Here is a 14,842-nt window from a genome sequence, read left to right on the forward strand (position 1 = left end):
TGCAGTTCGACAGCAAGCGATTGATGTTGGTTATAGGCGCCCTGGCACCCGGCCGGCAGGCTTCATCGCCTCGCTGGCCTGCCTGACGCGCTCGCCGTGCTTTTCGTCGCGCTTGCGTTTCTTGTCCTCTTCGACGTAATCGCTGGTTCCGAACGTGTCGATCGCTCGTGTCTGGAAGTACAGGTTCGACGACAGCACGTGGTCGTGCCAGCTCGTCAGCATCGTGTCGTGAACCAGCAGGTCGAACAGCGCCATGACCTTGGGCGGCAGCGGGTTCTTGCCGCTCAGGCCCATCTTCCATGCCTGGATCAGCGTCTCCTCTTCCGGCGTCATCATCCAGGCCTCGATCATCGATGCGCTGAACTCCGGATCCGCGTCCCACGGTAATGAACCGTCTTGAGCCTTTTCACGGATAAGATCCGCCGATTTTTGCAGGCCGGCTTGTCGGGATTCGCGTCGCATCAACTCTTCGGATTCGCTTTGGATGCGATCCCAGACGCCTACCGAAGGGCGATTCTTCTCGATACCTGCATCGCGATTGGAAAGCATCTCCGGCAGGACCGAATCCTGCCAGCGAGCCAAAGCTATGTTGAGCGTCACGCTGTCGGCCGGCGGTCGCTGGTTGCGTAATGCAACGTAGGCCGCCTCGGCTTCGTTGCGCTCCTTCAGCCGCTCCCGGTGCCGGGACGCGAGATCGTCGAAGCGGCTCGTTACGGTTGCGCGAAACTCGGGGGACTGGTAGCGAACCGCCATCCAGCGCAGGAATATCTGCATATGTTCGACGAAATTCAAACGTGCGACGTAGGGGACCATCTGACGGTAGGCGTCGATCAATTCTCCGATTTTGTAGGTGGATTTTCCGTCGGGGATGGGGTTTGCGAGGGTGAATTTCGCAAACGTCTTACCCTTGAACTTGAATAGATCTTCCATCGTGTCGAGCACTACGCCGTGCGCGATTGCTTCATTGAGCATGTCGCGCAACGCGACGCGCTGAAGTTCCGCGCGTGCTCCAAGCAATCCTGGCGGCGCTCCGCCGGTGATGTCTTCGCTCGTTCCCGGATAGAGATATTGAAGGCCGCGCGTGTTCTCGAGGCTATCGAGCCGCTGATAGAAGCGCAGCTCATGGGCCGCCGCAAAATGCACGCATCGCTGAACGGACGCCGGTACCGCGAGAGCGCGATCTCCGTAGTTCTGTTTGAGCAGGCCGAGAACCGGCACGATCCCGAGAAGCTTGTTCTCCTCCATCAACGACGATACAGCGTCGAGCAGCCCCATGAACTTGATTTCGATCGGAATCGCCGTCTGGTTCGAATCCTTCGGATCGACAAAGGCAAGCGTCGTCTCGCTCGGACGCTTGTAGCGCTGGGTCAGTTCATTCGCCAGCGCGCGGGCGAGAACACAACCGCGATCGGCGCCGAAGATGGAAACCTGGATCCGCTGGACCTTAGGCATTTTCTGCCTGACGTCGTCGATTGCGATCTCGAACTGCTTCATCGCGGCCGCCAGCCGATCATCGACGCCCGTTCCGAAAACTCGCGCGACAGCGCGGTTGTCACGAAACCACGGAATCGAATCGATCACCACGCCGAAGAACACCGACTTGGCGGCGCTTTGCGCGATGGACGGAAAATTCTTCTTCGCATCGTAAAGAACCGCGCGCGTGGCAGCACGACCGCGTCGAACCCAGCGGTTGTCACGCTGCAGTTGCAACACTCGGCCGATATTGCGGGGCACGGATTCGACGGAGTTGACCAGGTCTTTGAAAGACTGCACGACCGGCCGAAACGAAAACTCCTTGAGACCCTTCTTGAATCCTTCGGTGATAGTGTCTTGCGGGTTGATAGGAAGCCGTTTCACGCCGGTCACGCTCTCGCCGACACCAACTGCGATTGAAGCGGCTGCATCGGCGCCCTGCCTTCCGAGCTTGAATGCTGCGGACACGATTTGCCCCTCTCGAGCCTCCTTGTTCAGCTCCGTTCCGAGTCCAGAATAGTAGAGTCGATACCAAAAATGGTTAGGCTCCAGCTCTCTACGTCGATCTTCGTTATGGCGATGAGCCTCCCAAAGTCGGCAGATATTTGAGTATCGAGATGTTTTCTTATCGTCGTAGTCCCGATGACGACCGAATCCGTCGAAGAAAAAACCGACGTGCATGACGGCACCGCACGGAATGCAGTCATCTTGCGGATACGCCTTCCGCTTCTCCCCAATTGCTGCACGTACCTCAGGCGGAGTCCGGTCCGCCGGATCGAGCATGTGTTTGTCAGCCATGTTCCCCTCTCGAGGTATCTCGTTCAAAGCGACCCTTCTTGATTTCTTGCACAACCGGATCCGGCAATCGCTGCATCGCAGCACCAAAGGCGCCCGGCCGGTCTTTCGTCTCCTTCAGGATCCGCTGCACCGCTGGATGCTCATCGAATTTCGGATTAACGATCTGCCTGTAGTACACGTACTGCACGAGATCTGTCGTGTCGGTCAGGCGATACTTCAGCCAGCCCTGGGCCGCAATTCGTGCCGTGCGCCGATAGGCGACAGCCATGTCGGCATCGTCAGGGTTCGCCGCCTTCCCGTATTTGGTCTGAAACAAGTGGTCCACTTTTGTATAGGCGATCCTCGTCCCGCTCATGTCGTTCCGAATCTCGAACTCGATGTGATCGTCCGGATAAAAGTGTACGGCCAGCACGTCCTCCCCCGCCCCACCTTTGACTTTTGTCGGCGGAAACTTCACCTCGGTCGTCTTGTGGATCGTCTTGATCGGCGCGTACGGATCCTTCATGAACTCATCCTGGTCATATATCTCCCACTCGACAGTGAATTCCGTCCCCTTCAGCTTGTAGCAACAACTGAGGCTTCCCGCGCCCGTACCCGGCGGCAGGTCACCTCCTCCGCTGGCTCTGTTGCCATATTTGTCGCGAATTGTGAACTCGCTCAGATTGAACGGCGTGTAGTTGAGCCCCATGATGCTGACACCACGGTAGATCGGCTCGGCGGAAAATGCATCACAGCCAGCCAACGTCAATGCGGCAGCGAGGAAGACGACAACCCGTTTAATCATTGCTTAAACACCTCAAATTCAAAGACACAATACGACGTAACACGCGGACTTCGACGCGCAAACACGGTCACTATCAAGAACAGGGGTGTGGTCGAATAGCGATTTTCGAGTCGTGTCGATGTCTAATCAAAGCGACCTCGCTCGATCTCTTGCACGACCGGATCCGGCAATCGCTGCATCGCGGCACCGAAGGCACCCGGCCGGTCTTTCGTCTCCTTCAGAATCCGCTGCACCGCTGGATGCTCATCGAATTTCGGATTAACGAGTTTCACGTAGTAGACATACTGTTCCAGATCTGCGGTATCAGTCAGGTGATACTTAACCACTCCTTGTGCTGCAATACGCGCTATCTGCCTGAACGCGATAGCCATATCTACGTCATCGCCGTCAGCCGCTTTCCCATGTTTTTTTCTAAACCAGTGATAGACTTCTGCATAAGATATCCTCGCCCCGCTCATGTCGTTCCGAATCTCGAACTCGATGTGATCGTCCGGATAAAAGTGCACGGCCAGCACGTCTTCCCCCGCCCCACCTTTGACTTCTGTCGGTGGAAACTTCACCTCGGTCGTCTTGTGGATCTTCTTGATCGGCGCGTACGGATCCTTCATGAACTCATCCTGGTCATATATCTCCCACTCGACAGTGAATTCCGTCCCCTTCAGCTTGTAGCAGCAACTCAACCGTCCGGCTCCAGCGCCCGGCGGCAAATCTCCCCCTCCACCCGCCCTGTTGCCATATTTGTCGCGAATTGTGAACTCGCTCAGATTGAACGGCGTGTAGTTGAGCCCCATGATGCTGACACCACGGTATGTCGGCTCGGAGGAAAATGCGTCGCAGCCGGCCAACGTCAATGCGGCAGCAAGGAAGACGACAACCCGTTTAATCATTGCTTAAACACCTCAAATTTAAAGACACAATCCGACGTAACACGCGGACTCCGACTCGCGAACACGACCTGACAATCAAGAAGGGCGCCTTTTCGAATAGAGAATCTCGTGCTCGTGTCGATGTCTAATCAAAGCGACCTCGCTTGATCTCTTGCACGACGGTGTCTGGCAATCCCCGCATAGCTGCACCAAAGGCGCCCGGCTTGCCTTTCGTCTCTTTCAGGATCCGTTGCACCACTGGATGCTCATCGAATTTGGAATTAACAAGCTGCCTGTAGTACACGTACTGCTCCAGATCCACCGTGTCGGTCAGGCGATACTTCAGCCAGCCCTGTGCCGCGATTCGAGCCGTGCGTCTATAAGCCACGAACATGTCGTCGTCGTCCGGATTCGCCGCCCTCCCGTATTTTGTTTGAAGCCAGTCGTCAACCTCCGTGTAATCGATCCTCGTCCCGCTCATGTCGTTCCGAATCTCAAACTCGATGTGATCGTCCGGATAAAAATGCACGGCGAGCACGTCCTCCCCCGCCCCACCTTTGACTTTTGTCGGCGGAAACTTCACCTCGGTCGTCTTGTGGATCTTCTTGATCGGCGCGTACAGATCTTTAATCGCTTCATCCGCGTCGTAGACTTCCCACTCAACCGTGAATTCCGTCCCCTTCAGCTTGTAGCAACAACTGAGGCTTCCCGCGCCCGTACCCGGCGGCAAATCCCCCCCTCCACCCGCTCTGTTGCCGTACTTGTCGCGAATCGTGAACTCGCTCAGATTGAACGGCGTGTAGTTGAGCCCCATGATGCTGACACCACGGTAGGTCGGCTCGGAGGAAAATGCATCGCAACCGGTTAACGCCAGCGCCAGAACCAATAGGATGAAAAGCCGACTAATCACGCGACGTTCCTCCCGCCGCGTCCGAATCCGACGCGATGCGAGCCGTCTCCCGCAATACCTCCGCGTCGATATCACTCAATGCCTCTCGAAACGTCTGCTCACCGCTCATCGCGCGCTCCAATCTGCCCCGGATCACCGGATGCTCATCGAACCGCGGCGAAATAACGACGCCCTTTGAAACGTAGTTCAAGAGATCGTCATCGTCGGCTATACGGTATCGGCCAGCACGTTCGAGCTGTTCCGAAATACGGCGGTAGAGCGCCAGATCCGTAAAATCGTCGAGCATCGCGCCATACATCGTGCGCAACTGCATCGCAAGCTTGTCGGCACGGCCGAGATGCAGCAACGTCATGTGCTGCTCGATCGTCATCACCTGCTCTGCGTCGACGACTGCATCGGCGACACCGGCATCGTTGCGCCAGACGATCTCGTTCGAATCACGATCGCGATGCCATATCTCGACACATGGCGACAGAAACGCCTGAGCCTGTTCTGCGCTCCAGACTCCTCGTAACCGGGCAAGAATCCGGTTATCGTAGAAATGCAGAAAGTACGCGCGCTTGTCGGGCGTCGAGTAACGGCAGAACGAGCGAAAATGCGCGGCCAGTGACCGAATGGGAAATGGCGACCATATCCACGTCAGCATGTGCCGTCCGCTCGACTCTCTCCAAAGTCGCCGGACAAACCGGCTGCCGAGGTCGCGCGAATCATCGAATGCAAAGCGATCGATCCCGATCAGATACGGGGCGATGTCCGTATAGGACTCGAGAACGCTGCCGCCCCAGAGCGACTCCCATTCGAGCAGCGGCACCTGGACGAGCAGTTTGTCGAGCCCCGGATTGGCACGCGCATCGGCGAGCATGTACAGGTACGCCGCAACGCCGCCCACGTCGAACGTGTCGAATTGCGCTACCAATCGATCACGCCACGCCTCCCATCCCGCGTCCGACTCTCGGGTTGGGGTCGCACGTCCGGTTCCGGCCATCAAGCGACCTCCGTCATCGCTTCGACACCACGGTGCGCATCCAGCAGGCACTCCTTGCATGGCCCAATGGGCATATTCGGCAGACGGGTGTCAAGCGACGCTGGGCCGGTCCAATGGAAATTTCCGCATTTGAGCGTGATATCCCCCGGGCATCCGAGCTCGATATTGCCGCCGTCGATCTTGAGGTAGGCGCCACCACTGGCGAGTGTCAGCGCACCGCGCGAGGCCGCGAGAATCGCACCCTCACTACTAGTGAAGTTCAGGTCCTTCGACGCCGACAGCGCCATCGCTCCCGTACGGGCCTGAACGACAACGTCCTGTTTGGCGGCCGTCACCCGCACGCCCTGTGCTTGTGCGAAAAGCGATACCTGCTTCCCGGCCGCAACCGTGAAGTTGCGCATGACGCCGACGTCGAAATTCCCGCCGGCCGTCGCGATCAGATTCCGGTCCGCATTGAGCTGCAAATGCTCGCCGGACGTGAGGCCGATACCTGACGGTGCGCTCGCCAGAATGGCGGCACGCTTCAAACCATCCAGCGCTTCCGCATAGAACGACTTCTGTTGCTGCAACTCCGCGACGGTCGCCTCCGCCGCACGTACCGCCTCGGAAAGGGACTCCATGCGATCGATCGCCCGCTGCAACTGCGCGTGCGCGTCCTTCATGTCGAGTTGGTGCCCGGCAGCGCCCACCTGCGCCTCGGTACTCAACAGCATGCCCTTCGGACCACGCGCGGCAAGATGCCCGTCGGTACGTAGCTCGGCGCCTTGGCCGCGTTCGTGGCGGGCATCGTCGACCATATGCCCTAGATTCAGCTCACTCGTCTGGGTGGGCGTCGTCAGATGAATATGCTCGACGCCCTCCTTGTCCTCCATCCGCAACTCATTGCGCGCAGCCGTCCGAATCAGATTCCGCGTATGGTTCAGGTTATTGACCAGATCCGGATGCACGCTGTCATGCATTGCGCCGATGATCACCGGTCGGTTCGGATCGCCGTCCGTATGGACGATCGCCACCTCCGCCCCGTCGATCAACGGAAAGTGATGCCCGTAGTTGTCGCCGCTGTACGGCTTCGCAAACCGCACCGGCCGGCTCGTCCCACCGGGGCTCCATTCATCGAGATCGAACGGCAGCTTGATCACGTACCAGCCCTGCTCGGTCAGATACGCATACTTGTAGTTGCCTGGCGACGTAATCCGCGCCGGCAGGATCCCGTCGACCACCGGTCGCGAAATCGAGCCCATCGACGTGCGCCATACACGATCCGACGGAATCCCTTCGAACGCCACCCAGTACGACTCGTTACGCCCGCCGTGCGACTCGACCGACGTAACGAAGACCCCATGTTTCGCATCGGCCGGCTTCGGCTCGACACGCATCACCTCGCCCGCCTCGAGCCAGAACGGATTGCCGGTCCCCTTGAACGTGATCTGCCCGGCCAGATAGGCTTCATGCCGCAACCGCGCAACGCGCTTCCCCTCTTCGGGCGTCTCGTAATGTTCGCCCCAGCGATAATCGACCGAATGTGTCGTCGTGTCGTCGCGCGCCGCGTTTTCCTCGACCAGCAGCGATACGCCGGCCTGCCGATGGTTGTAGTCATGCAGCCGCACCGCCTCCGGCACGCGCTTCATCTCGCGTCCTAGCGTCTTGATCGCATCCGAACCGACACTCTCCAGCCCCGATTCCCGTCGATACGGCACCGTTCGCTGCTTGCGCGCATAGGCATCCAGATCGTCGCCGAACACGACCACCGCACGATCCTTCTTCTGCTCCCAGCGAAACCAGATGCCCTCTTCCGCACAAATGCGCTGAATGAACGCGAACGTCGTCTCGTGATACTGCGTCACGTATTCGCGGCGCTTGTATTGCCCGCGCAACTGGAACCGAAAGTCCACGCCCGCGCGGTAACCGTAATGTCGCAACGTGTCGGTCACGATCTCGTCGACCGACTGCTTCTGAAACAAGCGGCTCGTCACGCCGCGAGCGAGATCCGCCAGCGTCGGCTCCAGCACGACGCGGTAGCGGGTTTCGTCCGCCGATGTCTCCAACTCGTCGAACTGCGTAATCACGCCATGAACCATGTACGCCGCCGGCTTCGCACTGAACTGCGCCGCGTTCTCCCCGAACATCTTCCGCAGGTAATCCATGTCCGGATCGACCGGATCCGCGCTGAACTTGGCCGGTCGCCCCAGCACCTGGTCCATCGGAATCCCCGCCGCCGGGCTTGTGAATTCGATCTCGTATCGATAGAGCTGGCTCACGCGGTCCAGCCCGCTGAACTTCAGGATCGAGAACGGCGCCGGATGCGGCGCGAGCTTCAATTCATAAGCCTGCGAAGGCAGAATCATCGACATGGAATCTCTCGGTTGCGCGACTGCACGGCACGCCGGGGTGCCCCTGTCCACCCCGGCGCCACTGCGACTAACGTCAGATCAGTTCTTGGACTTCGGCATCTGCGACACGAGCGACAGCCCGATATCCATGCCTTCAACCTGGAAGTGCGGAACGATGAACAGCTTGATCCGGAAGAAGCCCGGGTTGTCCTCGATATCCTCGACGGTGACCTTCGCCTCGCGCAGCGGATGCGACGCCTGCAGTTCGTCGCCCGGATCCTTCATCTCGGTCACGAGCCCCTTGATCCAGTTGTTCAGCTCGAGTTCGAGCAGACGGCGATCCTTCGTCGTGCCGATGTTTTCGCGCTGGATCAGCTTCAGGTAGTGCGCGATGCGCGACAGCAGGAAGATGTACGGCAGCCGTGCGTTGATGCGGCTGTTCGCGGTCGCTTCCCGGGTCTCGTACAGCGCGGGCTTCTGCGCCGAGTTCGCGGAGAAGAAGCACGCGAAGTCGTGGTTCTTGTAGAACGACAGCGGGATGAAGCCGAGATTCGCGAACTCGAATTCGCGCGTTTCCGGGATCAGCACCTCGGTCGGGATCTTCGGCTGGTAGCCGGTACCGAGGTCGTACAGGTGTACCGGCAGATCCTCGACCTTGCCGCCCGCCTGCGGCCCGCGGATCTGCACGCACCATCCGTTGCTCACGAAGCTACGCACCATGTTCGCCGCGAATGCAAACGATGCGTTCATCCACAGGTACTTGTCGTGATCGGGGCCCTTGACGGCCTCCTCGTAGTTGAACGCCCTGACCGGCGCCGTATCCTTGCCGTACGGCAAACGGCCGAGCACGCGCGGCATCGTCAGGCCCACGTAACGCGCATCGTCGGTATCGCGGAAGCTCTTCCACTTGATGTATTCGGCGCGATCGAAGTAGTTGCCGATGTCCTGGATCGCGGCGACTTCCTCCATCGACTGCTTGCCGAAGAACGTCGGCCCGACCGAGCCGATGAACGGCATATGGGCGGCAGCCGCCACCTTCGAGATATTGCGCAGCAACGCGACGTCCATCGGCGAATTCGCGAACTCGAAGTCGCTGATCATCGCGCTGATCGGCTGGCCGCCCGGCGTGTCGTATTCCTCGATGTACGTGAGGCGATACAGGCCGCTCTGGATCAGTTCGGGCGTGTCCTCGAAGTCGCGCTGCAGCGCGTCCTTCGACACATCGAGCACCTCGATACGTGCGTTCTTGCGGAAATCGGTGCGGCTCACGAGCATCTTCAGGCCGCGCCAGCGTGCTTCGAGCGCCTGAAATTCCGACGTGTGCATCACGGCGTCGAGCTGACGGCCGATTTGCCGGTCGATCTGGCCGATGTGGAAGTCGAGCAGCGATTTGTCGAGCCGGTCCACCGGCTGGCTCGTCTTCGCGACGAGTTCGAGGAACGCGCCCATCCCGCGCGCGATGCGCTCGTCGGCCGACGCCTCGGACAGCATGTCGTTGTCGCGGAACGCCTCGAGCGGGCGCGCTTCACGGATCGGCTTCAGGTTGATCTTGCTGCACAGCGATGCATAGACGCTGTCGACATCGCCCTGCGGGGCATCCAGCACGACGGTCTCGGTCGCGCCGGTTTGCTGCGTTTCAGTGGATTTCATCTCGGATCCTGTCTGCGATCGAATCGCTACGATGTTGCGGAATGCGCTGAATGCGCGCTTTGCCCGGCCTCGTTCACGCATGCCCTTCCGGCTGCGTCGCGGCGGTCGCGATCTGCGCGAGTTCGCCGCGCAGCTTCGCGGACAGGCGATCGTCCTTCAGCACCTTCTCGAACTCGCGACGGAACGTGCCGTTGTCGAGCAGGTTGGATTTCAGATCGCGCAGCAGATTGCGCATCGCGAGGAGCGCCTGCAGCTCGGGAATCTGGCGCGCGACCTGCTCGGGCGCGAAATCCTTGATCGAGCGGAACGACAGGTTGACGGGCAGTTCCGAACCGTCGCCGGCCAGCGTATTGGCCGCAGCGATCCTGAGATCCGGCGCGTAGTCCGCCAGCACGGCATCGAAGTTGTTCTTGTCGATGTTCACCTTCTTGCGCTCGGCCAGCGGCGCCTGCTCGCGCCCGGCACTGAAATCGCCGGCCACCAGCAGCTTCAGCGGCAATTCGACTTTCTTCTGCGCACCTCCCGTATGCAGATCGAGGGTGATCGACACCCGGCTTTTCGGGATCTCTCGCTGAAAGCTATCCAATTCGTTCTCCTTATTTCAGGAAGCTTGAAGACTCCGCGACACGCACCCACGACTCAAGGATGCTCCGTCGTCCTTATCGCCCATGCGGAACCCCGCAACGTGCATCGACGAACGACCGAGTCGAATATGCGCGGCCCGATATCCGACTCAGGCGGCAGAAAATATCACGGCCTTTATCGACGAGTAAACCGGCAATGCAAAAAATTGGAAACGAGCGACAGCTCGGTTTTTTTAATAATAAGACACATCCTAATTTTTGCGCCGCTTCTTCATACGCTCTGCCGCGCTCACACTCCGGCCATCCATGCTATCCAAAAAGTCGTCAATTCCAACCCATCTCATTGATATATTTACAAAAACTTCACGCCCCTCAAAAATCACAATCCCGATAAACAACCCCTCGCAAACCGTTCTCAATCACAAAACACGTCCCACGCAGAGAATCTCAAAATAAATATCACGCTTATCTCAATTTAAAAGACACATTTTTCAACACTCTCCAATAAACCCGGGTATACGAAATCGGAAAACGATGTATAGAATCGGCGCCTCATCATTCCTGGATCGTGACGACCACACCATGCGGATCGACAAACCGCTCTGGCATGAAGGGCTCATTCTGACGCAGCAGCATTTCCAGCAGCAGGAGCGCTGGAACGGATTCGCGCTGCAACAACTCGCTTCGGCGCTGACCGTGGCGCCGTGGGGAACGCTGTGTGTCGACATCGACGAGGAGGCGCTATCGTCCAGTCGCCTCAAGCTCACGCGGTTGCAACTGCGCTTCCCCGACGGTTCCCCGATCGATACGACCGTTGCCGATGCGTTGCCGCCGGCGCGCGACCTCGTCGGCGAAATTCCCGCGGATACCCAGACGGTCGACGTGCTCGCGGCGCTCGCGTTGCCCGATGCGAACGGCAACAACTGCCGCTTCGACGAGACGGCGCTGGCCCGCCCGCGTCGCGCCTATCGCGAGTTCGTCAAGGTGACGGACCTGAACGGCACCGGAGACACCGAAATCGCCGCCGAGCGCCACGCGGTGCGGGTGTTGTTCGGCTTCGAGTCGCATGCGGACGACACGGTGTGCGCGATCGCGCGCCTGACACGCTCGACGAGCGGGCAGTTCCAGGTCGATCGCCGCTACGTCCCGCCTTGCCTCGCTCTGTCGGGGCATGCACTGCATATCGAGCGCATCCGGCGGCTCGCCGATATCCTCGCCGCCAAGAGCGTGCTCCTTGGCGAGCGCCGCAGCGAGCGCATCGAGCAGGTGGCCGAATACGGTGTCGCCGACGTCCAGCTGTTCTGGCTGCTGCATTGCATTCACCAGGCATGGCCGCAGTTGCGCTTCCTCGCGTCGCATCCGGCGCAACCCACGGATCGCCTGTACCAGGTGCTCGCGCAATTGGCAGGATCGTTGACGACGTTCTCGACGCGCGTGTCGCTGGCGGACATCCCGCCGTACGACCACGCCGCCGCACATGACGTCTTCGCGACGCTCGAATCGCTGATCCGCGACCTGCTCGACGCGATCATCCCGTCGCGTGTCGTTCCGATCGGGCTGTCACATACGACATCGACCACCTGGGCCGGTCAGTTCGTCGACGAGCGCATCGTCGAGGGCCCGGCTGACTGGTATCTGTCGGTGAACGCGGCCCTGCCGGCATTCGACCTCGTCGAACAGTTCCCGCGCCTCTGCAAGATCGGCGCACCGGACGACGTCGAACACATCGTCAGTTCCGCGGTCGCCGGCATCCCGCTGAAGGCGGTGCAACGAGTGCCGGGCGCCATTCCGGTCCGGCTGGACAATCACTATTTCGCACTCGACGCACACGATGCCGCGCATGCAAGGATGTTGGCCGCACGCGCGTGCCAGATTTATTTGCCGGCTTCGGTTCCCGACGCATCGATCGAACTCTACGCGGTGCTGCGCTGATGAATGCCATCGTCTCCAGCCGTCACGAATCCGCGCTGCTCGCGTGGGAGCCGTCATCCGGTCATTCGGCCCGACCGTCCATGCGTGCGTTGCTGCGCGATACGGCGTTACTCGTCTCCCATCTGTCGAACGGCGGGCGAGTCGACAACCCTGAAAGCCTCCGTCTGCAGTGCATGCAGCTCGTGGCGCAATTCGCGGCTGCGCTCGATGCGCAAGGGGTGGCCGCCGACGTACGGGACGATGCCGCGATCGCGCTGTGTGGGCTGATCGACGAAGCTGCGCTGCGCCATCTTCCAGCGGCCGACAAGGCGAACTGGGAACAGACGCCGCTACAGGTCGACCGATTCAGCATTCACGACGCCGGCACGCGCATTTACGAACGAATCGAATACCGGATGCGCGAATCCGCACCGAACGTCGACCTGCTCGAATGCTACGCGGCCGTTCTCGGCCTGGGATTTCGCGGCTGCTACGCCGCCCGCTCGCGCTCGTCCACGGGCGCCCACGACGGTGAAGCGAAACGTCAGGCACTGATCGCGGCGCTGGCGACGCAGATCGACCAGTTGCGGCCTGCCGCGCGGCCGAGGTTCGTCGTCGATCGCGCGAACGTGCGTCTGCTCGACCGGCTCACGCATCTTTCGCCATGGGTGATCGCGGGCGCCGCCTGCGTGATCGCACTCTGCGCGTGGTTCGCCTGGGATCGCATGCTCGACGCGGACCTCGCCCAACTCGTTCAGAAAGCCAACCAGCCGTGACGTCGGAAACCGTTCTTCCACCGTCAGCGACGCGCGCGGATGCCGACGCCGCGCGTGCCGCCCTTGCAGGACTCGGCTATCCGTTGCGCACGGTCGTGACGATATCGACGTTGCTGGCGCTTGGCGTCATCGGATGGATGGTGCCCATCGACCGCGACGTCATGTGGGGGCTGATTGCGAGCGTTATCGCACTGGCCCTGCTGATCGTCTGGCTGTATTCGCGAAGCATAGCCCGCGCTCGCGAACGATACGTGCACGTGATCGCGCAACTCGGCGCAGCGACGGCCGACCTGCCCATCGCGTTGCGCACCGGAATGCCGCTTGCGCTCGTCGTCGGCGACGGCTTGCCCGCGCTGTTCGATCGCGACAGCACTCACGCGCGTTTCGTGCACGTCGGCGACGGTGCAATCTGGCTGCGGGTCGACCGGCCGAAGGATCTGGCTCGTCTCGCCGTCGCGGTCCGCCAGTGGCGCGACGGCAATGCGCCGGATTGCATCGTGTTGTCGGTGGCGCCCGCCAGCCACGCGAACGACGACACGCTGTCGCAGGCGCTGCGCGTGATCCGGCAGGCAACCGCGGATACGTCGCGCATGCTGGGCTTGTCGTTGCCCGGTTACGTTGCGATCTACCAACGACTGTCGAACGCACACGCTGGCGATAGTCCGGCAAGCGGCCCGTTGGCACCCCGGTGGTATGGCCTGTCGACCGGCTTGCGGATCGCGAATATGCGTGACTTCGACACGGCAATCGATGCAGCCGAAACGGATGCGTGTCATGCCGACGCAAGTCCGTGGGCCGCCGCACACGCGGCGGCGCTTCCATCGATGATCGGGTGGACACGCCGTATCGTGTTCGACACGCTGACCGAAGGCCGCCAGCCCGCTTCTCCCTGGCCGTTGTTCGGTGCCGGCTGGATCGACCATGGCCCGGCGACGAGCCCCGACACGCCGTGGGAACGCGAAGCACACGCGCGGACCGGCATCGCCCCGCCCGCGCTTCCTGCCTCGGCGCTGCCCTGGCCGCTGCCCCAGCCGCTGATCGACGCAGTGCCGCGGCAGGCGAAGCGATCGCCGCGCGTCACCGCCGTCGCCCACGTCGTCGCGATCGCCGCTTGCGCAGCCACGGCCGCCATCTGCGCAGCCGCCGTCAACAACGCAGCGCTGATGGCGCGAATCGGCGCGCATCTCGAGCGCTACGCCCTCATCCCCGCGACACAAGACGCCGCCAAGCGCGACGCGCTCCGGTCGCTTGCATCGGATCGCGACCAGCTCGACCGTTATGCCCGTATCGGCGTTCCGCTCCGGCTGTCGTTCGGCACGTACCGCGGCTCGCCCCTGTTGCCGTTGCTCGACGATGCAATCGCTTCCTACGAACCGCCTGCGCCACCACCCACGGTCGTCACACTCGACAGCCTGGCTCTTTTCGACAGCGGCAAGGCGCAGCTCAAGCCCGGCACCACGCGCGCCATGGTCGGCGCGCTGGCGCTGATCAACGCACACCCCGGCAAACGGGTACTCGTCGCCGGCTACACGGACGATCAGGGCCGCCCCGAACGCAACCTCAAGCTGTCGCTCGATCGTGCCGCAGCGGTGCGCGACTGGCTCGTCGACGCGTCGGGCATGCCGTCGACACAATTCGCGATCCAGGGCTACGGCGATACGCGGCCGATCGCGGACAACACGACGTTCGACGGACGGGCGAAGAATCGGCGGGTCGAAATCACGCTCGTGCCCGATACGCCGTCGCCTGCCGTATCGACCGGACCCTCGAGCTAA

The 14,842-nt window shown here is 61.0% G+C and carries 11 protein-coding genes; 3 read left to right on the forward strand and 8 right to left on the reverse strand.

The window, feature by feature from the left end:
• Positions 1-30: 30 nt before the first annotated feature.
• The 8 genes from KR541_RS17260 to tssB form a co-directional block, all read right to left on the reverse strand.
• Positions 31-2,271 carry a DUF2235 domain-containing protein gene (locus KR541_RS17260; protein WP_216089667.1) on the reverse strand — a complete coding sequence of 747 codons (2,241 nt, stop codon included), beginning with the start codon at positions 2,269-2,271 and terminating at the stop codon, positions 31-33.
• Entirely contained in the window at positions 2,264-3,055 is a 792-nt protein-coding gene (locus KR541_RS17265) for a DUF3304 domain-containing protein (protein WP_089489101.1), read from the reverse strand. Before KR541_RS17265 ends, KR541_RS17260 begins: the two co-directional genes overlap by 8 nt.
• Positions 3,056-3,177: 122 nt before the next feature.
• Positions 3,178-3,942, reverse strand: a complete 765-nt coding sequence (locus tag KR541_RS17270; RefSeq protein WP_089489100.1) for a DUF3304 domain-containing protein — start codon at positions 3,940-3,942, stop codon at positions 3,178-3,180.
• Between the two features lie 124 nt (positions 3,943-4,066).
• Complete coding sequence (locus tag KR541_RS17275) at positions 4,067-4,831, reverse strand: DUF3304 domain-containing protein (RefSeq protein WP_425542618.1); 765 nt, start codon at positions 4,829-4,831, stop codon at positions 4,067-4,069.
• Positions 4,824-5,816, reverse strand: coding sequence for a DUF4123 domain-containing protein (locus KR541_RS17280; protein WP_050017404.1), 993 nt, complete (start codon positions 5,814-5,816; stop codon positions 4,824-4,826). Before KR541_RS17280 ends, KR541_RS17275 begins: the two co-directional genes overlap by 8 nt.
• Positions 5,816-8,167 (reverse strand): type VI secretion system Vgr family protein, encoded by a 2,352-nt coding sequence (locus KR541_RS17285; RefSeq protein WP_216089668.1) that lies wholly within the window; start codon positions 8,165-8,167, stop codon positions 5,816-5,818. Before KR541_RS17285 ends, KR541_RS17280 begins: the two co-directional genes overlap by 1 nt.
• A gap of 78 nt (positions 8,168-8,245) precedes the next feature.
• Positions 8,246-9,796: a type VI secretion system contractile sheath large subunit gene (gene tssC, locus KR541_RS17290; RefSeq protein ID WP_216089669.1), complete on the reverse strand. Its 1,551-nt coding sequence runs from the start codon at positions 9,794-9,796 to the stop codon at positions 8,246-8,248.
• Positions 9,797-9,869: 73 nt separating this feature from the next.
• Positions 9,870-10,382, reverse strand: coding sequence for a type VI secretion system contractile sheath small subunit (gene tssB / locus KR541_RS17295; protein WP_050017873.1), 513 nt, complete (start codon positions 10,380-10,382; stop codon positions 9,870-9,872).
• 580 nt (positions 10,383-10,962) lie between these two features.
• Between tssB and tssK the strand changes: the two genes are divergently transcribed.
• Genes tssK through KR541_RS17310 form a run of 3 tightly spaced genes read left to right on the forward strand, consistent with a single transcriptional unit; the run spans position 10,963 to position 14,842 of the window.
• A complete protein-coding gene (gene tssK, locus KR541_RS17300; RefSeq protein ID WP_216089670.1) occupies positions 10,963-12,312 on the forward strand; it encodes a type VI secretion system baseplate subunit TssK in 1,350 nt (449 codons plus the stop codon).
• Entirely contained in the window at positions 12,312-13,067 is a 756-nt protein-coding gene (locus KR541_RS17305) for a DotU family type IV/VI secretion system protein (protein ID WP_179233159.1), read from the forward strand. Before tssK ends, KR541_RS17305 begins: the two co-directional genes overlap by 1 nt.
• Entirely contained in the window at positions 13,064-14,842 is a 1,779-nt protein-coding gene (locus tag KR541_RS17310) for an OmpA family protein (protein WP_050017871.1), read from the forward strand. Before KR541_RS17305 ends, KR541_RS17310 begins: the two co-directional genes overlap by 4 nt.

Source organism: Burkholderia sola, from assembly GCF_905400185.1.
Taxonomy (GTDB): Bacteria; Pseudomonadota; Gammaproteobacteria; order Burkholderiales; family Burkholderiaceae; genus Burkholderia; species Burkholderia sola.

Coding starts and splice junctions, on each gene's coding strand:
- KR541_RS17285 (WP_216089668.1), bottom strand. CDS start 8,167: ATGTCGATGATTCTGCCTTCGCAGGCTTATGAATTGAAGCTCGCGCCG.
- KR541_RS17305 (WP_179233159.1), top strand. CDS start 12,312: ATGAATGCCATCGTCTCCAGCCGTCACGAATCCGCGCTGCTCGCGTGG.
- KR541_RS17260 (WP_216089667.1), bottom strand. CDS start 2,271: ATGGCTGACAAACACATGCTCGATCCGGCGGACCGGACTCCGCCTGAG.
- tssC (WP_216089669.1), bottom strand. CDS start 9,796: ATGAAATCCACTGAAACGCAGCAAACCGGCGCGACCGAGACCGTCGTG.
- KR541_RS17280 (WP_050017404.1), bottom strand. CDS start 5,816: ATGGCCGGAACCGGACGTGCGACCCCAACCCGAGAGTCGGACGCGGGA.
- tssK (WP_216089670.1), top strand. CDS start 10,963: ATGCGGATCGACAAACCGCTCTGGCATGAAGGGCTCATTCTGACGCAG.
- KR541_RS17265 (WP_089489101.1), bottom strand. CDS start 3,055: ATGATTAAACGGGTTGTCGTCTTCCTCGCTGCCGCATTGACGTTGGCT.
- KR541_RS17270 (WP_089489100.1), bottom strand. CDS start 3,942: ATGATTAAACGGGTTGTCGTCTTCCTTGCTGCCGCATTGACGTTGGCC.